22 protein-coding genes are annotated in these 22,022 nt (G+C 63.7%); 21 read left to right on the top strand and 1 reads right to left on the bottom strand.

Translation table 11 applies throughout. The features are described from left to right. Positions 1-232: 232 nt before the first annotated feature. The 9 genes from ACE3SS_RS11185 (at position 233) to ACE3SS_RS11145 (ending at position 8,658) form a co-directional block, all read left to right on the top strand. The gene (locus ACE3SS_RS11185) at positions 233-430 is read left to right on the top strand and encodes a hypothetical protein (RefSeq protein ID WP_374593918.1); all 198 of its coding nucleotides are present in this window, start codon (positions 233-235) and stop codon (positions 428-430) included. Positions 431-671: 241 nt separating this feature from the next. Then, a complete protein-coding gene (locus ACE3SS_RS11180) occupies positions 672-1,364 on the top strand; it encodes a hypothetical protein (protein WP_374593916.1) in 693 nt (230 codons plus the stop codon). A gap of 5 nt (positions 1,365-1,369) precedes the next feature. After that, positions 1,370-2,311, top strand: a complete 942-nt coding sequence (locus tag ACE3SS_RS11175; protein WP_374593914.1) for a hypothetical protein — start codon at positions 1,370-1,372, stop codon at positions 2,309-2,311. Position 2,312: 1 nt separating this feature from the next. Further along, a complete protein-coding gene (locus ACE3SS_RS11170; protein WP_374593913.1) occupies positions 2,313-2,828 on the top strand; it encodes a hypothetical protein in 516 nt (171 codons plus the stop codon). Between the two features lie 27 nt (positions 2,829-2,855). After that, a complete protein-coding gene (locus tag ACE3SS_RS11165; protein WP_374593911.1) occupies positions 2,856-3,620 on the top strand; it encodes a C39 family peptidase in 765 nt (254 codons plus the stop codon). 111 nt (positions 3,621-3,731) lie between these two features. After that, complete coding sequence (locus ACE3SS_RS11160; protein ID WP_374593909.1) at positions 3,732-4,757, top strand: transporter; 1,026 nt, start codon at positions 3,732-3,734, stop codon at positions 4,755-4,757. 13 nt (positions 4,758-4,770) lie between these two features. Continuing rightward, entirely contained in the window at positions 4,771-6,402 is a 1,632-nt protein-coding gene (locus ACE3SS_RS11155) for an OmpP1/FadL family transporter (RefSeq protein WP_374593907.1), read from the top strand. A 6-nt stretch (positions 6,403-6,408) separates the two neighbouring features. Beyond that, positions 6,409-6,957 (top strand): DUF2059 domain-containing protein, encoded by a 549-nt coding sequence (locus ACE3SS_RS11150; protein WP_374593905.1) that lies wholly within the window; start codon positions 6,409-6,411, stop codon positions 6,955-6,957. Positions 6,958-6,981: 24 nt separating this feature from the next. Then, positions 6,982-8,658: a DUF4382 domain-containing protein gene (locus tag ACE3SS_RS11145; RefSeq protein ID WP_374593903.1), complete on the top strand. Its 1,677-nt coding sequence runs from the start codon at positions 6,982-6,984 to the stop codon at positions 8,656-8,658. Positions 8,659-8,688: 30 nt separating this feature from the next. On the opposite strand, the gene ACE3SS_RS11140 is transcribed toward ACE3SS_RS11145, so the two are convergent. Next, positions 8,689-9,129 carry a hypothetical protein gene (locus ACE3SS_RS11140; protein WP_374593901.1) on the bottom strand — a complete coding sequence of 147 codons (441 nt, stop codon included), beginning with the start codon at positions 9,127-9,129 and terminating at the stop codon, positions 8,689-8,691. Positions 9,130-9,374: 245 nt separating this feature from the next. On the opposite strand from ACE3SS_RS11140, the gene leuC reads away from it, so the two are divergent. The 12 genes from leuC to ACE3SS_RS11080 form a co-directional block, all read left to right on the top strand. Next, a complete protein-coding gene (gene leuC, locus ACE3SS_RS11135; protein WP_374593899.1) occupies positions 9,375-10,784 on the top strand; it encodes a 3-isopropylmalate dehydratase large subunit in 1,410 nt (469 codons plus the stop codon). A gap of 27 nt (positions 10,785-10,811) precedes the next feature. Further along, positions 10,812-10,946, top strand: a complete 135-nt coding sequence (locus tag ACE3SS_RS11130; RefSeq protein WP_374593897.1) for an entericidin A/B family lipoprotein — start codon at positions 10,812-10,814, stop codon at positions 10,944-10,946. A gap of 22 nt (positions 10,947-10,968) precedes the next feature. Continuing rightward, positions 10,969-11,616: a 3-isopropylmalate dehydratase small subunit gene (gene leuD, locus ACE3SS_RS11125; RefSeq protein ID WP_374593895.1), complete on the top strand. Its 648-nt coding sequence runs from the start codon at positions 10,969-10,971 to the stop codon at positions 11,614-11,616. Between the two features lie 16 nt (positions 11,617-11,632). Beyond that, positions 11,633-12,712: a 3-isopropylmalate dehydrogenase gene (gene leuB / locus ACE3SS_RS11120; RefSeq protein ID WP_374593893.1), complete on the top strand. Its 1,080-nt coding sequence runs from the start codon at positions 11,633-11,635 to the stop codon at positions 12,710-12,712. A gap of 38 nt (positions 12,713-12,750) precedes the next feature. Continuing rightward, complete coding sequence (gene asd / locus ACE3SS_RS11115; protein WP_374593891.1) at positions 12,751-13,884, top strand: aspartate-semialdehyde dehydrogenase; 1,134 nt, start codon at positions 12,751-12,753, stop codon at positions 13,882-13,884. A 237-nt stretch (positions 13,885-14,121) separates the two neighbouring features. Next, positions 14,122-16,812, top strand: a complete 2,691-nt coding sequence (locus ACE3SS_RS11110; RefSeq protein WP_374593889.1) for a FimV/HubP family polar landmark protein — start codon at positions 14,122-14,124, stop codon at positions 16,810-16,812. A 25-nt stretch (positions 16,813-16,837) separates the two neighbouring features. Then, positions 16,838-17,623, top strand: a complete 786-nt coding sequence (gene truA, locus ACE3SS_RS11105) for a tRNA pseudouridine(38-40) synthase TruA (protein WP_374593887.1) — start codon at positions 16,838-16,840, stop codon at positions 17,621-17,623. Further along, complete coding sequence (locus ACE3SS_RS11100) at positions 17,620-18,339, top strand: phosphoribosylanthranilate isomerase (RefSeq protein WP_374593885.1); 720 nt, start codon at positions 17,620-17,622, stop codon at positions 18,337-18,339. Before truA ends, ACE3SS_RS11100 begins: the two co-directional genes overlap by 4 nt. Before the next feature lie 25 nt (positions 18,340-18,364). Further along, a complete protein-coding gene (trpB, locus tag ACE3SS_RS11095) occupies positions 18,365-19,645 on the top strand; it encodes a tryptophan synthase subunit beta (RefSeq protein ID WP_374593883.1) in 1,281 nt (426 codons plus the stop codon). After that, on the top strand, positions 19,642-20,451 hold the full coding sequence (gene trpA, locus ACE3SS_RS11090) for a tryptophan synthase subunit alpha (RefSeq protein ID WP_374593881.1): 810 nt from the start codon (positions 19,642-19,644) through the stop codon (positions 20,449-20,451). The genes trpB and trpA overlap by 4 nt, the downstream gene beginning before the upstream one ends. A 1-nt stretch (position 20,452) precedes the next feature. Further along, the gene (gene accD / locus ACE3SS_RS11085) at positions 20,453-21,325 is read left to right on the top strand and encodes an acetyl-CoA carboxylase, carboxyltransferase subunit beta (RefSeq protein WP_374593879.1); all 873 of its coding nucleotides are present in this window, start codon (positions 20,453-20,455) and stop codon (positions 21,323-21,325) included. Between the two features lie 75 nt (positions 21,326-21,400). After that, positions 21,401-22,022, top strand: a 622-nt coding sequence (locus ACE3SS_RS11080) for a folylpolyglutamate synthase/dihydrofolate synthase family protein (protein WP_374593877.1), incomplete at its 3' end; no start/stop codon positions are given.

Below are 22,022 nucleotides of genomic sequence, written 5' to 3'. Positions count from 1 at the left end.
GGAAACCAATGATCTGTTCCTCGGTGAATCTGCTCTTCTTCATGTCCATCATTCTCCTGGTTGATGGACTTCCTCTCCATTACGCTGGTACGGCTGGGAGGGGGCAGGTCACCTGATCCTGACCACGATCGACATCCTGAACGGCGCTACGTTCCAGGCTGCTGCCGGTGCCTCGATCGGTGCAATTGATCCCACGCTGTCGGCTGCCCAAATCGGCGGCATCCTGACCGCTGTGGCTGGTGCAACCGGCTTCACGGGTCAAGACGTGGTGCAAATCGCCATCCCGACCGTGAACGCCGACGCACGTCGCGTGTCGCCCACGATCACCGTTGGCTCGATCACGACCGGTGGCAGCACCGCTTCGTTCGGCAGCTTCGAGATCAAGAACCTGGACATGCAAGGCACCAAGGTCTGGATGTGGGCTCACTGATCGATGCTGCTGTGATGAGTCAGGCTTCGGCTTGACTCGTTCAGCGCAACGGCTCGCCGTTTGACGCGAGCACCAAACGCCCCGTGGCTCTTCTCCCTCACGGGGCGTTTTCTTCTCTTGGAATTCATTGAGCGACTCGTGCGTGCGTCAAGGCGGGCATCGGGTTGCATGGTCAGGTGGTGGTGTGATGCGTGGCGTGGCGTCTGGAACGTGTTGGGCTGGGGCGCTGCTGTGCGTCAGCATGCACGCAGGCGCCGAGGGGCTGCACGGCGTTCCGCTCGACGACGCCGAGCTCGCCGAGACCTGGGGGCAGGCGCTGCTCACCTTGACCAACACCAGTGTGAACGATCTCGACTTCACGCGGATCACGGTGGCGGCGGACATCCGCCTCAACGCCAACTTCGGCAACATGCGCCTGGGCGAGTACACCTACTCGGCCAACAACGGCACCGGCGCCGATATCGACATCTCGCAGCTCCACTTTGGCGGCCTGGGTTCGGTGGCGAGCAAGAGCACGGTGCTGATCACCGACCCCTACATGGAATTCGTCTACCGCAACGTGGGTAACTCCACCACGCGCGAGGTGGTGGGCATGCGGCTGGGGTTCGGTGGCATCTCGGGCAACGTGGGTGTGCAGTTCAATTCGGTCAGCGGTTCGCTGGCATTCACCTTGGCCGACGGCCGCACGATCGACATGACGGGCAAGCGGGTCGATGCCACGACGACGTGCTCGTCGGGCTCCACCTGCACGACGCTGTCGCAAGTGACCGAGGTGGCGGCGGGTGACAGCAATGGCGCGAGCCGCGACTTCTACATTTCAGTGCTCAAGTCGGCGGTGACCTTTCCGGGCACCAGCACCACGACCGCCAGCACGGCGCAGTCGGGCTTCTGGATGAACTGGCGCGACCGCGTGGCGGTGAGCGGCACGAAGTGATCGCCATGAGCAGGCTGGCATGCCACGTCCTTCATTCGCGTTCGGCGCAAGCCATGCTGCTGGCCGTGCTGCTGGCAGCGGGCGGCCCGTTGCCGGCTGCGCGGGCGGCGGGCATGACGCCGCTGTCAGACGATGAGCTGTCTGCGGTGCAGGCCCGCGACGGCTTCGCATTCAACCTGCAGGGCTATTCGATGTCGGGCAGCTTGTCGCTGACCTATTCGATGCCGTCGCCATCGACGGCGAGCCTGACGCTGGGCAATCTGGCGATTTCGCGCTCCGATGACCCGCTCGGTTCGTTTGCCGATCCGTACTATCTGGACATCGTCACGCGGGGCAGTGGCCTGGCCGACGTGATCCAGATCAGCGAGCCGCTCAATGCCAGCGGCGCGCTCAAGTGGCAGTTCGCGGCCGATCTGAGCGTGAACGCCGATGGGGCCAACGTCAGCGGTGGCGCCCTGGTGATCAAGGATCTGGTGTCGTATGGCGGCGTGCTGTCGCTCACCACGCCGGATCTGTCGGCCGACTACGACGGCATCGCCTTCGGCCTCGCCATGCGCGCCGACATTGGCGCGGTGCTGCTGCGTCCGCGCGGGCGCGACGACATCACGCAGATCAACCCCGGCAGCGTGAATGAGCAACTGGCTTTCACGGGCATCCACATCGGCGCCGCGGACAGCAGCGGCAACTTGCTCGGCAAGCCTTGGGTGATTGCCGACGTGACCAATCAACCGGGCATCATCAACGCCGTCACCGACACCAACGGCCAGTCGTATCTGCACATCGGGATCGATTGGTCCAAGTCGCCAGCGGGCGCCCCAATTGGTGGCTTGCTGATCGACAACATCGCGTTCAAGAGCGACATCACGGGCAACGTCGATCTCGGCTCGAGCCGCATCGGCACCATGCAGATCCAGTATCTGGATGTGCGCTTTCGCTCGGGGCTTTGACATGAGCGGGCGCGACGTGGCGAGTCGATGGGGTGGCCGGGCGGTCGCGCGGGTCGTTGCGTGGTTCACGCTGCTGCTTGCCGCTTTCCTGTCCACCTCGGGCGTGCGCGCGGCCGAGGCCCTGAGCGACGAGCAGCTCGCCAGCGTCGAGGGGCGTGACGGCATCGGCATGGCCGTGCACCTCGAGTTGAACTCGGCGTTGCTCGCGGGGGCAACCATGGACAGCCGCATCACCATGGGCTTCAAGTCGGCCGGGGTCAACACCTACCTGGTGATACAGAACTTTGGCGGCGTGATGGATCAGATCGGCATGTCGCTCCAAGCCAAGACACGCACCGATGGCGGTGGCGATTACCTCGACTTCACGCTGCCGGTGTTCGTGGGCTTCAAGGACTTCGGGTTTCGCGCCATGTCCGCGCAGACCGACCCCTCTGCGCCGATCACGTCGAGCTACGGGCAGATCTTGATGAATGGCACGGCCCAGGTGCAGGGCCACGTCTTGCTGTGGGCGCACTGACTGCCGCGGCGAGCAAGGAACAGAGCAATGTGGGAACTGGTGATCAGCATCACGGCATTCACGATTGGCGGGTTCGGCCTGACTTCCAGGCTGGAGCCGTCGACGCAGCCCAACAATCAATTCGAGTTGCCGATGGCGCGCGTCAACGGCGGCGTTGCGCCCGAGCCCGTGCAGATCACGCCGTACTCGGAGTTCAAGTTCCGCAACATCGTGCACCAGGCCTACGACTACAGCTGCGGCTCGGCGGCGCTGGTGACGGTGATCAACAACTACCTCGGCATCAAGGTGACCGAGCAGCAGGCCATGGAAGGCATGCTCGAACACGGCGAGCGCGACAAGATCGTGGCGCGACGCGGCTTCTCGTTGCTCGACATGAAGCGTTACGTGGCGTCGCTGGGCGCCGAGGGCGCGGGGTTTCGCGCCGAGCTGTCCGAGCTCGTCAAACTCGAGCAGCCCGCCATCGTGCCCATCGACTACGCGGGCTTCAAGCATTTCGTCGTGTTTCGCGGCGTGCGCGGCGACAAAGTTTTTATCGCGGATCCGGCAATGGGCCACATCGTCTTCTCGCTCGACAAGTTCGCCGAGCTATGGGATCGAAATACACTTTTCATCCTTTCGCCCTCGAAGAACATGCCGACGACGTTGTCAGATCTGGCGCTGACAGATCGAGAGCTGGGCGTGTTCGACACCGACGTGTTGCGCGACAACGTCGTATTCCGATCGGCGGATCGCACCGCCGCATTGCAGCAGGCCATTCAGGCACAGATGGGTGCGTTTTCGCTGCGCAAGTAGTAGTAGGTAGTACTCATGAATCAAAACCCCTTCGCCCGCTCCATCGAGTCAACGCTCGTCCAATCAACCGCACGGCCCATGCGCTCGACGAGGTCGAGGCGCACGAGCCCGTTGCTCGTCTGCCTGCTGGGCTTGTTGGCGGCCCAGGGGGTCAGCGCGGTCGAAGGCGCGGCATTGGAGCCGGCGCCCGCCGCCGCGGCGCCTGCTGCCGCCGCCGCGCCGGTCGATGCGCGTGATGCGCTGGCCAAGAAGGAGGGCGACGTCGATCAGGCCAAGCTGTTGAAAGAAACGCTCACGGCAGCCGACAAGCAGTACTCGATGCTCAAGCAGGGCAAGTTCGCGCTGACCTACGACCTGACCTACACCTACATCGGTCAGCAGAAGATCAACGCCAAGTTCACCGACAGCACGCTGACGCTGTTCAACATCCAGAACACCAACTCGCACACGATCACCAACACGGTCTCGCTCGACTACGGCCTGCGCGACAACCTCACCGGCACGGTGACCCTGCCGGTGGTGAGCAAGTATTCGGACTCGAGCACGTTTCGCGGCATGACCAACGCCTTTGGCGACATGTCGGTGGGCGCGCGCTGGCAGCCGTTCGAGCTCAAGCGCAACGCGCCATCCATCACCACCAGCGGCACCCTGCGCCTGCCCACCGGACGCAGCCCCTTCGAGGTGAACGACGGTTCGTCCGTGGCCACGGGCTCGGGCTACACATCGTTCACGCTGGGCGTGAACATGTCCAAGGTGATCGACCCGGTCGCGATCTTCGGCTCGCTGTCGGGCACGGCCTCGCTGCCGGCCAAGAACCTGAGCCAGCAGCAAGACGGACTGATCCTGAGCAGCGTGCATCCGGGCAAATCGTTCTCTTTCGGCGCGGGCTTTGCCTATGCGCTGTCGTACGACATCTCGACCACGCTGTCGTTTCAAGAAACCATCTCCGGTCGCACCTTGCTGAAGTTCCAGGACGGCACGTCGTCGAACACCAGCATGCAGACGTCCAGCGTGCTCAATTTCGGCCTGGGCGTGCGCGTGTCGCCGGTCACCACGGTCAACTTCTCGATCGGCGTGGGTCTCACGCCGGACACGCCCGACTTCACGATGGGCATGAACATGCCGTTGAATTTCTGATCCTGGTGGCGTGATGTCTTGGCAGTATTCACCGGGTGGCCGGCCGTTCGCCTGCCCCGCATGGGCTCGCTCCGCCGCGCTCGCGTGGCTGGCTTGGCTGGCCGGCGGGGCGGCGCAGGCGGCGGTCAGCGAGAACCTCGGGGTCGATGTGATCGCGATGTCGCTGGGCAACGCCGTCACGGCCGATCCGCCGGGCATCAACTCGATTCACTTCAACCCCGCCGGTCTGGCTCGCCTGCAGGGCGACCGGCGACAAGACAGCTTCTTCGGCGCCTCGATTCGACCGCAGTCCACCTTCACGCAGCCCGCTGGCTTCGAGATCGGCGGCTGGAAGGAAGACCCGCTGGCGGGATCGTCCACCGGCAAAGTGCGGCAGAGCATCTATCTGCCGTTTCACGGCCCCGCAGCCAACCTGCAGGCGGCGGTCGGCGCCGGACTGGGCCTGAGCTGGAACAACCCGGGCTCGCCCTGGACGTTCGCCACCGCCAGCTACGTGCCCATGGCCGTGGGCTTCGAGCGGCCCGACCCCAACGACCCCGGTCGTTACGACGGCAAACGCGTGATCTTGCAGCGCCTGGTCTATCTGTCGCCGTCGGTGGGCTACAAGTATTCGGACACGCTGCGCTTTGGCGTGGCCGTGCCCATCGCCCACCAGGGCTTCGCGCTCGATACCGACATGCGTATGCCCAACAAGCTGCTGGGCATCATCGGCAAGCTGCAAGACGGCTGGTGCGGCAGCGGCAACCCGCTGGACGAACTGGGTTTCGGTCTGTGCGGCGGCGGCCAGACGGGGCGTCTGCGCCCGTTCAACCGAGCCGGGAGCATGCGCTTTGATGTATCAGCGCCGTTCGACCCCACGCTCAACCTGGGCGCCTTGTGGGAGCCCACCAACTGGTTCGGCGCCGGCGTGGTCTACCAGACCGGCACGACGACGGTGCTGACCGGGCGGTACGAATTCAATGCCGACCCCATGCTGCCGGCCTTCGTCAACGGCATGTACAACAGCCTGCTCGGGCCGATTGCGGCGTCGATGGTCGGCATGCCGACCTACATTCCGCCCACGCAAAGCGGCAACGCCACGCTCAAGCTGCCGTTCCCCGACCACTTGCAGATCGGCTTCAAGCTCAAGCCCATCGAGCGCGTGCAGCTGAACGTCGATGCCAACTGGACGGACTGGAAAAAGTGGACGCACTTGACCTTTCAGTTCGATCAGCAGATCGAGTTGCTGAAGATGGCCCGGATGTTCGGCCAGACGGATCCTTCCCAGCTGGTGATCCCGCGCGAGTACGAAAGTCGCTGGCATTACGGCTACGGCTTGCAATTGCGCTTGACCGACGCGTTCACGCTGCGCTTCGGCTACGAGCCGCGCAAGAGCTCGGTGTCGCGCGAAACGCTCGACCTCATCGCGCCGTTGCCCGACATGACCATCAAGAGCGTGGGGCTGGCCTACCAGCTCGACAGCGGCATGACGATCAACGCGGCGGCCAGCTATGCCAGCGGCAAATACAACATCCCGGCCGACACCAGCTGCAACCTCAACTGCACCAATTTCTTCAACGTGATCTACAACCCCTACGCGGGGCTGGACGTGTCGGGCGTCACGCGCGTGCGCTACGGCGGCATTTCGATCTCCCAACCATTCTGAGGACTCATGAAAGCAAAGATGCAACGCCTGGTGATCGCAACGCTGGCATCGTTGGCCTGCGCCACGGCGGGCGCGCAAGCGGTGTCGCCCGAAAAGCAAAAGCTGATTGATCGCGTGTTGACCCTTTGGCACGTCGAAGACGCGGTGCTGATGATGGTGCAGCGACCGGCCGCGCGCGCCTTGGAGCAGTCTCGCGTGGTGCTGCAGGGGCGTGTGGCGGCCAACAAGCAAGAGTCAACGCTGCGAGACGTGACGGTCGATATTCAAAAGTACATCGACGAGGCCACGCCCGTTGCGAAAGCGAGCGCCACCAAGCTGAAGGCGCCCACGTTGGGACCGCTCCTGGCTCAGAACTTCACCGACGACGAACTCAAGCAACTGATCGCGCTGCTCGAATCGCCGGTGCGCAAGAAGTTCGAGCAGTTGGCGCCGCAGCTCGAAAAGACGTTCGGCGAAAAGGTGGCGGCCGATGCCTCGCCCACGATCGACCCCAAGCTCAAGGCAATGACCGAAGCGGTGGGACTCAAGCTGCGTGCCGCGACGATCGGCCAATGATCTCCCGCGGCTGAAGAGGTCAACATGGTGAAGTTGTTTCGCGCCGTCGGATCGGGCTGGCGAGTCTTGGCAGGGCTTGTTGCCGGCGTGTCCGTGGCGGTGTTCCTGTCCGGCTGCGGTGGCGGGGGCGGCGGATCGTCGTCAAGCTCGTCGGGTTCGAGCAGCACGGGCTCGCTGACGGTGCGGTTGACGGGCGGTTCTAGTGCGGGCTTTACACACTTCTATGTCACCTTGCGAGCCATGGCATTCAACGCTGATGCCTCCAAGCCCTGGGACGCGAACGACAGCACATGGAAGGTGGTTAATTTCAGCTCGCCGATTCAGGTCGATCTGGCTCAACTGATCATTGGGAGCGCTTCGCCCTTTCAAACCTTGCTATCCGGGCAGTCGGTGCCTGTTGGAACCTATCTGCAGATGCGCCTTTTTCCCGCCAGCAGCGATGGGCAGGCGGTCGATGCAAACGGAGCGACCACGCCAGTCGAATGGCCTGATGCCTTGCTCGGTGTTCGTGTTCCGGCGAGTTTCACCATTTCGAAAAACGCATCCACTCAGCTCTACCTGCAGTGGGATATCGCACACAGTCTCGTGCCTTTGGCATCAGGAGGCGCCCTGACCTTGCGGCCTAACCTTGCCACGGTAGATGTATCGAGTTCGTCGGGAGCGATTAAAGGCTATCTTGATGCCGCACAGTTCTGTCCTGGTTCAAGTCGTAGCGGCTGTATCAGCGATGTCGAGATAACCGCGCAAAGCTTGTCGCCGGATTCGACGCGTCACGTTGTGGTGTGGTCTACACAACCGAGTGGCGCAGCCACGGCGCAGTGCTCCACATGCGTTCAGTTCATGCTCTTTCCGTTGCCGCCCGGTAACACGTTTGACGTGGTTATTCGAGGGCGCAACATGAAACCCATTGTGGTTAAGTCAGTGATGGTCAGTGCCCTTGATCTGCTCGCATCTAGCGGTACGCGGCTTAATCCCGCAGGTGGGAATTCGACTACCAGTGCGACTATCGTGCCAACCCTGGTTGCCGACGAATCACCTGTCTCGCTGTCGGTATCACCAGGCGCCAGCGGCGATGCAAGCTTGTGGATTGGTCAAACTCCCGTCGGAAGTGCTCCATACGAGTGGGCTTCGGCTGCGGCCGATCCGATTAGCGGACAATTTCCCTTGTCTAGCTACCTGCCTAGCGAGGCTGTTATCAGCGTGGCAACTTATCGGGACAGCAGTACGACATTGAGTTTCAGCGATGAGGCTTTGTCTGAGACAGGCTCCAGCTACAAGATGAAGGCCTACGGCACATCGTATGACGTGTCCAGCGCTTTGCAAACGGTTGCGCCACCCAGTGCGGCGTCGGCTGCGAGCCCAGATCCCAACGTGTCATTCAATGGCTCAATCAACGTGACGCTGACGGCGCCATCGTCTACGACATTCAACCGCGCGTGGCTCGTAGTGTCGGACGTCAATGGTGTGGTGTACACGCGAGACGTGAGCAGCTATCTCACGGCATCTGGATCGCTCCCGCTACCCGGCTTGGCGCGTGGGGCCTACGCCGCCGATCAGCTTGGCGGCGGCACGGCGGTGTATGGCGTCTCAATTCGCTGCTGGAACACAGCCTCGTCGCAACCCGCGCAGTGGGTGCGAGCAACGTCGGCCGTCGACCTGCGCTCCGCCACCAGCGGCAGCGTCTCGCTCACCCTGCCGTGATGGCGCGGGGCGACGCGCCCGATGCAGGCCTCAGTGCTGGCCGGACGACTGCTTGCTGGGTAGCTGCGGCACCAGCGGCAAGCCGATGGTCGGCAAGAACACCAGTCCGAACGGCAGCATCTGCGTGATCGTGGCCATGGCCTGCGTGGCGCGCACCGTGGCTTGCACGGCGGCGCCCGCAACCTGTTTTTGCGACCACGGCAGCTGATCTTCCACGGAGCGGGCCAGATCGCGGGTTCTGTCTGCGTATGACGACGTGCCCTCGTCGCGATCACGGAGGCTCCCGTGGTACGGCAGGGTGGAGTCGTGGGGGCGCAGCTTGCCTTCGATGTCCAGATCCAGCCCCGCCGCGAAGGCGCCCGACAACTCGACCTCACTGAGTTCGACGCCGGGCGTCGAGGCGGCGTGGGCAAGGGGCCATGCGATCAGGCTGCCGATCAAGGCCGATGCCGCGTGCAAGCGCAATTTCATGGACGAGCTCCATCAAGCGATATGCGCCCATCGTGTGCGTCACGGGCGCTGGAGCCTTGCGTATCGACGCGCCGCGACGAGGCTTGAGACGCCGCCGTTTCGCCCGCGCGCGTTGCCGGTTGTTGTGTGCGGATGTGCACGAAATGCTTCGGGCAGTGCTTCGGCCGCGAGGAAGGCGCAGAAGTGGGTTCCGGTCGTAAAATCACAGGTTCCCGACCTTGCATGCGCCGCTCGCGCCACACCCCATGGGCCGCACCCTCTACGACAAAATCTGGGACGAGCACGTCGTCCACACCGAAGAAGACGGCACGTCCGTCCTCTACATCGACCGCCATCTCGTCCACGAGGTGACCAGCCCGCAAGCCTTCGAGGGCCTGGACATCGCCGGGCGCAAGCTCTGGCGCCTGTCGGCCAACCTGGCGGTGAGCGACCACAACGTGCCCACCACCGATCGCCGCGAAGGCATCACCGACCCGATCTCGAAGCTGCAGGTCGACACGCTCGACGCCAACTGCGACCGCTTCGGCATCACGCAGTTCAAGATGAGCGACAAGCGCCAGGGCATCGTCCACGTGATCGGCCCCGAGCAGGGCGCCACGCTGCCCGGCATGACCGTGGTGTGCGGCGACTCGCACACGTCCACGCACGGCGCTTTCGGCGCGCTGGCTCACGGCATCGGCACCAGCGAGGTCGAGCACGTGCTCGCCACGCAGACGCTGCTGGCCAAGAAGGCCAAGAACATGCTGGTGAAGGTCGAGGGCAAACTGCCCGCCGGCTGCGACGCCAAGGACATCGTGCTGGCCATCATCGGCAAGATCGGCACGGCCGGCGGCACCGGCTACACCATCGAATTCGCCGGCAGCGCCATCCGTGCCTTGAGCATGGAAGGCCGCATGACGGTCTGCAACATGGCCATCGAAGGCGGCGCCCGCGCGGGCCTGGTGGCGGTGGACGACACCACGATCAACTACGTGAAGGGCCGCCCGTTCACGCCGACCGGCGTCGAGTGGGACCAGGCCGTGGCCTACTGGCGCACGCTGCACTCCGACCCCGATGCCGTGTTCGACACCGTGGTCGAGCTCGACGCCGCGCAGATCAAGCCGCAGGTCACCTGGGGCACCTCGCCCGAGATGGTGCTGTCCATCGACGATCGCGTGCCGGACCCCGACAAAGAAAAAGACGCCGTCAAGCGCAGCGCCGTCGAGCGCGCCTTGCAATACATGGCGCTCGAGCCCAACAAGCCGCTGGCTGATGTGCGCATCGACAAGGTCTTCATCGGCTCGTGCACCAATTCGCGCATCGAAGACATGCGCGCCGCCGCCGCAGTGGTGCGCAAGGTGGGCGGGCGCATCGCCTCGAACGTGAAGCTGGCGCTGGTCGTGCCGGGCTCGGGGCTCGTCAAGGAGCAGGCTGAGCGTGAAGGGTTGGATCAGGTCTTCAAGGCCGCAGGCTTCGAGTGGCGCGAGCCGGGCTGCTCGATGTGTCTGGCCATGAACGCCGACCGCCTGGAGCCGGGCGAGCGTTGCGCGTCCACCAGCAACCGCAATTTCGAGGGCCGGCAGGGCGCCGGTGGTCGCACCCACCTGGTCAGCCCGGCCATGGCTGCCGCCGCCGCGATGGCTGGCCATTTCGTCGATGTTCGCCGTCTGGTCTGATGGCATTGCACAGATAGGAAGTCACTCATGAAACGCGTTGCTCTGTTTGTGGTTCTGCTGTCGGCACTGACTGCCGCGCTGAGCGCTTGCAACACCGTTCACGGTCTGGGACAAGACATCGAGAAGGCCGGCACGGCCATCGAAAACGCCGCCAAGAAATAAGGCAATCAAGCGCGAGCACACCATGCAAGCTTTCACCATTCACAAGGGGCTCGTGGCCCCGATGGATCGCGAGAACGTCGATACCGACGCGATCATCCCCAAGCAATATCTCAAGTCGATCAAGCGCACGGGCTTCGGCCCCAACCTGTTCGATGAGTGGCGCTATCTCGACGTGGGGCAACCCGGTCAGGATCCGGCTTCGCGCAAGCCCAACCCCGATTTCGTGCTGAACCAGCCGCGCTACCAGGGCGCGTCCGTTTTGCTGGCTCGCAAGAACTTCGGTTGCGGATCAAGCCGCGAGCACGCCCCGTGGGCGCTTGATCAATACGGCTTTCGCGCGCTGATCGCGCCCAGCTTCGCCGACATCTTCTTCAACAACAGCTTCAAGAACGGCCTGCTGCCCATCGTGCTGCCCGAGCACGAAGTCGCCAAGTTGTTCGACGAGGTGTTTGCCTTCCCGGGCTACGAGCTGACCATCGATCTGCCGCGTCAGGTTGTGATCAAGGCGGATGGCACCGAACTGCCTTTCGAGGTGCAGGGCTTCCGCAAATATTGTCTGCTCAACGGCTTCGACGACATCGGCCTGACCCTGCGTCATGCCGACAAGATCAAGGCCTATGAGGCTGAGCGCCTGGCGACCAAGCCCTGGCTGAATCACCGCATCGTCTGACCCGGAAACGACTCTCATGAAAATCGCAGTTTTGCCGGGCGACGGCATCGGCCCCGAAATCGTCAACGAAGCGGTCAAGGTGCTGCGCGCCCTCGATCTGACCTTCGAGATGGAATCCGCCAACGTGGGCGGCGCCGCCTACGAGGCCCACGGCCACCCGCTGCCCGATGCCACGCTGAACCTGGCCAAGGCCGCCGACGCGGTGCTGTTCGGCTCGGTGGGCGACTGGAAGTACGACAAGCTCGAGCGCCATCTGCGCCCCGAGCAGGCCATCCTCGGTCTGCGCAAGAACCTGGGTCTGTTCGCCAACTTCCGTCCGGCCATCTGCTATGAGCAGCTCACGCATGCGTCCAGCCTCAAGCCCGAGCTGGTGGCGGGGCTCGACATCCTGATCATCCGCGAGCTGACTGGCGACATCTACTTCGGTCAACCGCGCGGCCGCCGCGAAAGCCCCGATGGTGCCTTCAAAGGTGCGCCCGAGGCCTTCGACACGATGCGCTATTCGCGCCCCGAGATCGAACGCATCGCGCACGTCGCCTTCCAGGCGGCTCGCAAGCGCAGCAAGAAGGTCACCAGCGTCGACAAGGCCAACGTGCTCGAAACCTTCCAGTTCTGGAAGGACGTGGTGACCGAGGTGCACGCGCAGTATCCCGATGTTGAACTCGAGCACATGTACGTCGACAACGCCGCGATGCAATTGGTCAAGGCGCCGAAGAAGTTCGACGTGGTCTTCACCGGCAACATGTTCGGCGACATCCTCAGCGACGAGGCCGCCATGCTCACCGGCTCGATCGGCATGCTGCCGTCGGCGTCGCTCAACGAGCGCAACCAAGGTCTGTACGAACCCAGCCATGGCTCGGCACCCGACATTGCCGGCAAGGGCGTGGCCAACCCGCTGGCCACCATCCTGAGCGCGGCCATGATGCTGCGCTTCAGCCTGGGCCAAGAGCAGGCTGCGCAGCGCATCGAGGCGGCGGTGCAAGCGGTGCTCAAGCAGGGCCTGCGCACCGCAGACATTTACAGCGACGGTTGCCGCAAGGTCGGCACGGTCGAAATGGGCGACGCCGTCTTGGCGGCCCTGAAGGCGCAAGGCTGATCCCGCCCGGGTGAGGCTGTATTGAAGTGAGGCAGATGATGGCAACGAAACTGGTTGGTTTGGTGGGGTGGCGCGGCATGGTCGGCTCGGTGCTGATGGACCGCATGCAGCAAGAGAACGACTTCGCGCTGATCGAGCCGCTGTTCTTCAGCACGTCGAACGCGGGTGGCAAGGCGCCGGCCTGGGCCAAGAACGAGACGACGCTGCAAGACGCTTTCAATATCGACGCCCTCAAGCGCTGCGACATCATCATCACGGCTCAAGGCGGCGACTACACCACCGAGGTCTTCCCCAAGCTGCGCGCTGCAGGCTGGAATGGTCACTGGATCGACGCCGCCTCGACGCTGCGCATGAAGGACGACGCCGTCATCATCCTCGACCCCGTCAACCTGCCGGTCATCAAGAACGCGCTGGCCAAGGGCGGCAACAACTGGGTCGGCGGCAACTGCACCGTCAGCTGCATGCTGATGGGTGTGGGCGCGCTCTACAAGGCGGGGCTGGTGGAGTGGATGTCGACCCAGACCTACCAGGCTGCCTCCGGTGGCGGTGCGCAGCACATGCGCGAGTTGCTGACCCAGTTCGGCACCCTCAACGCCGAGGTCAAGTCGCTGCTCGACGACCCCAAGAGTGCCATCCTCGAAATCGACCGCAAGATCATCGCCAAGCAGCGCGCGCTCACCGAGGCCGAAACGGCCAACTTCGGGGTGCCGCTGGGCGGCTCGCTGATCCCCTGGATCGACAAGGATCTGGGCAACGGCATGAGCCGCGAAGAGTGGAAGGGCGGGGCGGAAACCAACAAGATCCTGGGCATTGGCGAAGGCTTCGGCTCACCGGCGATTCCGGTCGATGGCTTCTGCGTGCGTATCGGCGCGATGCGGTGCCACAGCCAGGCATTGACTTTCAAGCTCAAGAAAGACGTGCCACTTCAAGAGATCGAAGCCATGATCGCCGCTGACAATCAGTGGGTGAAGGTGGTGCCCAACACGCGTGAGGCCACCATTCGTGATCTGACCCCGGTTGCCGTTACGGGCACGCTGACCATCCCGGTCGGTCGTTTGCGCAAGATGGCCATGGGCCCCGAGTATCTGGGGGCGTTCACGATTGGCGACCAACTGCTGTGGGGTGCTGCTGAACCGCTGCGCCGGATGTTGCGCATCCTGCTGGATGCCTGACAGAAGGTGGATCGGCGCTCTGTATGGCTGTTGCAGGGCGACAACGCATGGCGGTTCAAATGCAAGTGCTGACGCGGACTTCCAATCGTCAGTATTTGCATGAGCTTGTCAGTGTATCTGCTTGATGCTATTGTGATTTCTACCGTTCCACCAGCCATGTTGCCTGGGTGGCGTCGATAACGATGGGTTCAGCCGCCTTGGTGGCTTGTACCCCTGCATGACGACTTGGGAGACGCCTTGAAAGGTAATCCACTGTCCGCAGGGCGCTTTGCTCTGCATCGCGTGGCCACTGCGGCTGCATTCACCGCTTTGTTGATGTCGACTGACGCGCAGGCCCTGGGGCTTGGGCGTCTGAACGTGCAATCGGCGCTGGGCGAAGCACTGCGTGCTGAGATCGACATCAGTTCCCTGTCGCCAGAAGAAGCTTCCGGCTTGCAGGTGAAGGTGGCATCTCCCGAAACCTACCGGGCAGCCGGCGTTGACTACAACTCCGTCTTGCCGTCGACCTCGATCTCGCTGCAACGTCGCGCCGATGGTCGCCCCTTCCTCAAGATCGGCAGCGACCGAGCGGTTCAAGAGCCGTTCGTCGATGTGATTCTCGAGCTCTCCTGGTCGACCGGCCGCTTGGTGCGCGAATACACCCTGTTGTTCGATCCTCCGCGTGAGAACACGGCACCGGCACCCGTGACGGCGCCTGTGGTGGTGGCTCCGGCTCCGGCCCCTGCTCCCACGCCTGCTCCCGCCCTTGTGGCTCCTGCTGCTCCAGCCAAGGCTGCGGAACCTGTCGCAGCCGAAGTGGCTCCTGCCAAGCGCAAGCCGGCAGCTGAAACGGCACCCACCGCCAAGGGCTCAGGTATCAAGAAGGCTGAAAAGGCTGTTCCGGTGGCACAGCCGGCGTCGGCACCAGTCGCTGAGCGGCCAGCCGCTGCGGCGTCTATCCCTGAAACGCAAGGCGCAGCTGGCACTGCCGAGATCCGCGTCCAACGTGGCGACACGTTGTCCCGTATTGCTGGCCGCGCGCAGCGTAGCGGCGTGTCGCTCGATCAGATGCTGGTGGGCCTGTACCGCGCGAACCCCACGGCATTCGTCGACAACAACATGAACCGACTGAAGTCGGGCGTCGTGTTGAACGTGCCTGGCAACGACCAACTGACGTCGGTGTCGAAGGAAGAGGCGCATCGCATCATCCAGGCACAAAGCACGGACTTCAACGCTTACCGCCAGCATCTGGCGTCGGCGGTTCCGGCTCAAGCGGCCGAAAAGCCGCAGCGCAAGGCGGCCGGTCAAGTGCAGGCTGAGGTGCAAGACCGCAAGGCTGCCTCCAGCACCACGCCTGACAAGCTGACGCTGAGCAAGGGTGGCGTCGCGCCGCAAGGCAAGGCGTCGTCTGCCGAAGACAAGCTGGCCAAGGAACGCGCCCAGAAAGACAGCGCGACTCGCGTGGCCGAGCTGTCGAAAAACGTTCAAGAGCTGAAGAAGCTGCAAGGGGCTGCCGGCACCGCTCCGGCAGCAAGCGTCGCGACCAAGGCTCCGGCGATCAAGCCAGTGACCCCGGCATCGACTCCGGCCCCGGTTGCGTCGGCTCCTCAGGCTCGTCCGGCCTCAGCGCCGGTTGCCGTGGCTTCGGCTCCGGCAGTGGCGCCCTCGGTACCCGTTGCTGCATCGGTGGCGGTGGCCGCGTCGGCGCCGGCTTCCGTGGCTTCGTCGGCCGAGGTGGCTCAAGCGGCGGCCTCCGCTGCGTCTGAAGCTGCATCCTCGACGCTGCCTGCTGTTGCTGCGTCCAAGCCTGTGGTCCACGCACCGCCCCCTCCGCCGCCCGCTCCCGAAGAGCCGGGCTTCCTCGAAGGCCTGATGGACAATCCGTTGGTGCTGCCCGGCGCCGGTGCGCTTGTGGCTGCATTGCTGGGCGGGTTTGCGTTCTTCAAGCTGCGTTCGCGCCGCAAGACCGACAGCGGGGAGACCTCGTTCCTCGAGAGTCGCCTGCAACCCGATTCGTTCTTCGGTGCCAGCGGCGGTCAGCGTATCGACACGCGCGATGCCAGCGGCGCGCCGTCCTCGATGAGCTATTCGCTCAGCCAGCTTGACGCCATTGGTGACGTCGATCCGGTGGCCGAAGCGGACGTGTATTTGGCTTATGGCCGAGATCTGCAAGCCGAGGAAATCCTCAAGGAGGCGATGCGGACGACGCCTGAGCGGTTGGCGATACGCTCTAAATTGCTCGAGGTTTACGCCAAGCGTCGCGACACCAAGGGCTTTGAGCAGTTGGCCACCCAGTTGTATGGCCTGACTGGCGGACAGGGTGAAGACTGGACCAAGGCTCAGGAGTTGGGGCTCTCGATAGATCCCGACAATCCTCTGTACGCTCCAGGTGGACAGCCTTCGGAGCCTGTCTCTGGTGGCGACAAGGCGCGTGCCGAGCCACTCGGTGCCAGCACCATGCCGTTCTCTGCTGCTCCAGCGGCGGAGGAACCGGTGCCGGTTGCTCCGGCCTCTGCGGGTGGAGCAAGCGTTGATCTTGATCTGGACATTTCCAGCCCGGGCGAGTTTGATGATGCGCCGGTAATCAGCCAGCCTGCTTCGCCTAACGTGGCGCTCGATCTGCCTCAGTTGACCCCGGCTGCCGCGCCTGCCCAGGCGCCCGCTGCCGGTGCAGGGCCTCTGGAGTTTGATCTATCGGGTATCAATCTCGATTTGAACGCCCCTGCTGTCCCGCCTGTCGCCGAGGTGTCCGAACTACCCAGTTTGGATGTGGATGGGCCAGCTGGCCTGGAAGACGGCGACCCTTTGGCACGCAAGATCGAGCTGGCTGAAGAGTTCCGTCAGATTGGTGACGTCGAGGGGGCTCGGGATCTCTTGCAAGAAGTCATTTCCAAGTCCAGCGGCGCTCTGAAGTCGAAGGCTCAAAGCATGCTCGATTCGTTGAGCTGACATGACTTATTGACGAGCTGTCGCGATGAGGGTGGCCTTGGGGCTGTGCTACCGAGGCACACACTATCGCGGCTGGCAGAGTCAACCGGGCGGCCAGACCGTGCAAGATGCACTGGAGGCCGCCCTTTCTCGTTTTGCGGATGAATCGGTGCGTACGCTCTGTGCCGGGCGCACCGATACCGGCGTGCACGGGCTGAATCAGGTGGTGCATTTCGACACCGAGCGTGATCGGGATGCGTTCTCCTGGGTCCGCGGCACAAATGCCTTTTTGCCGGCGGATATTGCGGTGCAATGGAGTCGATTTGTGCCGGCCCCGTTTCACTCGCGCAACTCGGCCATCGGGCGCCGATACGCCTACGTCTTGCTGGAGTCGCCCGTTCGGCCCGCCATCGAAGCGGGCTTGTCGGGCTGGCAGTTTCGTCCGCTGGACGGAGCGGCGATGCAATCCGCGGCGCAGTGCCTGCTGGGTGAGCACGATTTCAGCGCGTTCCGATCCGCAGAGTGCCAGGCGCTCTCGCCAGTCAAGCTGATGCGAGAGATATCTATTCGGCGGCATGGCGCTTATTGGCGCTTCGAATTCGAGGCCAGCGCGTTCTTGCATCACATGATTCGCAACATCATGGGGTGCCTGGTGGCCGTCGGGACGGGCGTGCGGCCCGTGGGGTGGATGCAATCGGTGCTGGATGGACGTGATCGCAAGCTGGCGGCGCCGACCTTTGCGGCGGCGGGCTTGTATTTCCTGGGGCCGAGGTACGATCCTGCTTTTGACATTCCCGGTCGAACCGCCGCGTTCGACTGGCTGCCTGGATGAGCCACGCCGCATCCCACTCGGTCCATCACTCGACTTCTCTCCTGCGTTCTCGCTCTACCGGCTCCGTCCGTACCCGCATCAAGATTTGCGGGCTCACTCGCGAGTCCGATGTGCTGGATGCCGTGGCAGCCGGGGCCGATGCCATTGGCTTCGTGTTGTATGAAAAGAGCCCGCGCTACGTCAGTCCGGCCAGGGCGGCGGAACTGGCGGCGCTGCTGCCGCCCTTTGTAACGCCCGCGCTGCTGTTGGTGAATGCCAGCGGTCAGGCGATCGAGGCGGCGTTGCAGGCGGTTCCTCACGCGCTGCTGCAATTCCACGGGGACGAAACGCCCGAGCAATGTCGGCGGGCGGGGCGGGCTTATCTGCGGGCCGCTCGCATGACCGAAAACTTCGATTTGGTAGACTTCGCCCAGCAATTTTCTGGCGCCCAGGCCATCTTGCTCGACGCGCACGTCGAAGGTTATGGCGGGGGCGGGAAGGTCTTCGATTGGTCACTCATTCCAACCAACGTGCCTTGTCCGGTCGTTTTGTCTGGTGGGTTGACGCCAGCCAACGTGATCGATGGGGTGCTTCAGGTGCGGCCGTGGGCCGTTGACGTGAGTTCTGGCGTCGAAAGCGCAAAGGGCATCAAGGATGCCGCGCTGATGCGTCAGTTCTGTGCGGCGGTGCGTGAAGCCGATGCCCGGCTGGCCGCCGCGCCAGTTGAATCAGCCTGAAGCAGGCATAACCCATTCCATCGACATGTTTGAATACCACCAGCCCGACGCGCGCGGGCATTTCGGCCCATATGGCGGCACGTTTGTGTCCGAGACGCTGATCTACGCGCTCGAAGAATTGCGGCAGGCCTACGAAAAGTATCGTGTCGATCCGGAATTCATCGCTGAATTTCGTGACGAATTGGCGCATTTCGTCGGGCGGCCGAGCCCGATCTATCACGCCTCGCGCTTGAGCCGTGAATTGGGTGGGGCGCAGATCTACTTCAAGCGCGAAGACCTCAACCACACCGGTGCTCACAAGGTCAACAACACCATTGGTCAAGCTCTGCTGGCCAAGCGGATGGGCAAGCCGCGCGTGATCGCCGAAACCGGCGCGGGGCAGCATGGCGTGGCCACGGCCACCATCTGCGCCCGTTACGGCCTGGAGTGCGTGGTCTACATGGGTGCGGAAGACGTGAAGCGGCAGTCGCCCAACGTGTACCGCATGCACCTGCTGGGCGCCAAGGTCGTGCCGGTGGAGTCGGGCAGCAAGACGTTGAAAGACGCGCTCAACGAAGCCATGCGCGACTGGGTGACCAACGTCGAAAACACCTTCTACATCATCGGCACGGTGGCCGGGCCACACCCCTATCCGATGATGGTGCGGGACTTCCAGTGCGTGATCGGCGACGAGTGTCTCAAGCAGATGCCCGAGCGCATCGGCCGCCAGCCTGATGCCGTGATCGCCTGCGTGGGCGGCGGCAGCAATGCCATCGGCATCTTCCACCCCTACATCCCATACGAGGGCACGCGCTTGATCGGTGTCGAGGCGGCCGGTGAAGGGATCGCCAGCGGCAAGCATGCCGCGACGCTGAGCGCCGGCACGCCGGGTGTGCTGCACGGCAATCGCACCTACCTGCTGCAGGATCCCGACGGCCAGATCATCGAGACGCATTCCATCTCGGCCGGCCTCGACTACCCTGGAGTGGGTCCGGAGCATGCTTATCTGAAGGACATTGGCCGGGCCGAATACGTCGGCATTACCGACAACGAGGCGCTCACGGCCTTCCATCGGCTGTGCCGTACCGAGGGCATCATTTCGGCGCTCGAATCGAGTCATGCCGTCGCGCACGCCATGAAACTGGCGCCGACGATGCGCCCGGACCAGCACATCCTCGTCAACTTGTCGGGGCGTGGAGACAAGGATATCGGCACGGTGGCCGACTTGTCGGGCGCTGAATTCTTCTGCCGTCCGTCGTGTCGCGGGCAATCTGTGAAAGGGCAGGGCGTGGTGAGTGTGGACGGTCTTGCAGGAGGCCAGTCATGAGCCGCATCGCTGCCACTTTCGAGGCCTTGAAAGGCCAAGGGCGCAAGGCGCTGATTCCGTACGTGACGGCGGGTGACCCGTTCCCCGATGCGACGGTCGAGATCCTGCTGGCGATGGCCGAGGCGGGTGCGGACGTGATCGAACTGGGCGTGCCGTTTTCGGACCCCATGGCCGACGGCCCCGTGATCCAGAAGGCCTCGGAGCGCGCGCTGGCCAACGGCATGACGCTCAAGCGCGTGCTCGAGATGGTGCGCGCCTTTCGCGAGCGCAACAACCACACGCCGATGGTGCTGATGGGGTATGCCAACCCGATCGAGCATTACGGACCCGAACGCTTCGTGGCTGACGCCAAGGCGGCTGGCGTGGATGGTGTGCTGGTGGTCGACTACCCGCCCGAAGAGTGCCAGACCTTTGCCGCGCAAATGAAGGCCGCGGGGCTGGATCCGATCTTCCTGTTGGCGCCGACCTCCACCGAGCAGCGCATGGCGGAAGTCGGCCGGGTCGCAACCGGTTACGTGTACTACGTGTCGCTCAAGGGGGTGACCGGTGCGGGCCATCTGGACACGGCAGCCGTCGCGGCGGCCGTGCCGCGCATCAAGGCGCATGTGAATGTGCCGGTGGGTGTGGGCTTTGGCATTCGCGATGCGGAAACGGCGAAGGCCGTGGCGGCGGTGTCGGATGCGGTGGTGATCGGTTCTCGGATCGTGCAGTTGCTTGAAGCGCAGACTCGCGATACTGTTGCAGCGGCGGCGCGGGGCTTCATTGCCGAAATCCGCGCAGCGCTCGATACCTTGAAAGGTGCTTGAGATGAGTTGGCTCGAAAAACTGCTCCCGCCGAAGATCCAGCAAACCGATCCGACCGAACGCCGTTCGGTGCCGGAAGGTCTGTGGGTCAAGTGCCCGTCGTGTGAGACGGTGCTCTACAAGACCGACCTCGAGCAGAACCTGAACGTCTGCCCGAAGTGCTCGCACCACCATCGCGTCGGTGCCCGCGAGCGCCTGGATGCCTTCCTGGACGCCGAGGGCCGTTACGAGTTGGGTCAGGAAGTGCTGCCGGTGGATCCGCTGCGCTTCAAGGACAGCAAGAAATACACCGATCGCCTGAAAGAGGCCCTCGAGAACACCGGTGAAACCGATGCGCTGGTGGTGATGGGCGGCGCGGTGCACAGCGTGCCCGTGGTCGCTGCGGCCTTCGAGTTCGACTTCATGGGCGGCTCCATGGGCTCGGTGGTGGGCGAGCGCTTCGTGCGCGGGGTCGAGGCGGCGGTTGAGCAAAAGACGCCGTTTATTTCGTTTGCCGCCACGGGTGGGGCGCGCATGCAGGAAGGCCTACTGAGCCTCATGCAGATGGCCAAGACCAACGCGGCCTTGACGCGTCTGGCCAAGGCCAAGTTGCCCTACATCAGCGTGCTGACCGACCCGACCATGGGCGGCGTGTCGGCAAGCTTTGCCTTCATGGGCGACGTGGTGATCGCCGAGCCCAAGGCCTTGGTGGGTTTCGCCGGCCCGCGCGTGATCGAGAACACCGTGCGCGAGAAATTGCCCGAAGGCTTCCAGCGCAGCGAGTTCCTGCTCGAAAAGGGCGCCATCGACATGATCATTGATCGCCGTGAATTGCGTGGCGTGGTGGCTCGCTCGCTGGCGATGCTGCAGCGCTTGTCGGCTGACGCCGTGGCGTAAGCATCCGGCTTTTCGGGTTGCACGGGCTGCGCGATCCGCAGCCCGTTTTCATTGATTGAACGATTCAGGTATTTCATGAGCAGCTACGCTTCGTTGGACGACTGGTTGGCCCATTGCGAGCGTTTGCACGCGGTGCCGATCGATCTCGGTCTCGAGCGTGTGCAGGCCGTGCGCGAGCGCATGGGCCTGCAACTCGGCGGGGGGCAGGGCCCTGTGGTGTTCACCGTGGCGGGCACCAACGGCAAGGGCTCGACCTGTGCGATGCTCGACAGCATCTTGCGCGAGGCGGGTTACCGCGTCGGGGTGTACACCTCGCCGCATCTGGTGCACTTCGAAGAGCGTTGCCGCATCGATGGCGTCCCGATTCAGGCCGAGGCACTGCTGCCGCATTTCGAGGCGGTGGAGGCAGCACGCGGCACCACGCCGCTGACCTATTTCGAGTTCACCACGCTGGCGATTCTGCGGGCACTGGCTACCGCAGGCCTGGATGCCGTGGTGCTCGAAGTGGGCCTGGGCGGCCGATTGGACGCGGTCAACGTGATCGACGCCGATTGCGCGGTCATCACCAGCATCGATATCGACCACGTCGAGTTCCTGGGGCCGGATCGTGAAACCATCGGGCGCGAGAAGGCCGGCATCATGCGGCCGGGTCGTCCGGCGGTGGTTTCCGACCCCATGCCGCCGCGCAGCGTCATCA

The organism is Aquabacterium sp., assembly GCF_041915145.1.
GTDB lineage: Bacteria > Pseudomonadota > Gammaproteobacteria > Burkholderiales > Burkholderiaceae_C > Aquabacterium.
This window is presented reverse-complemented; position numbering and strand designations above follow the sequence as displayed.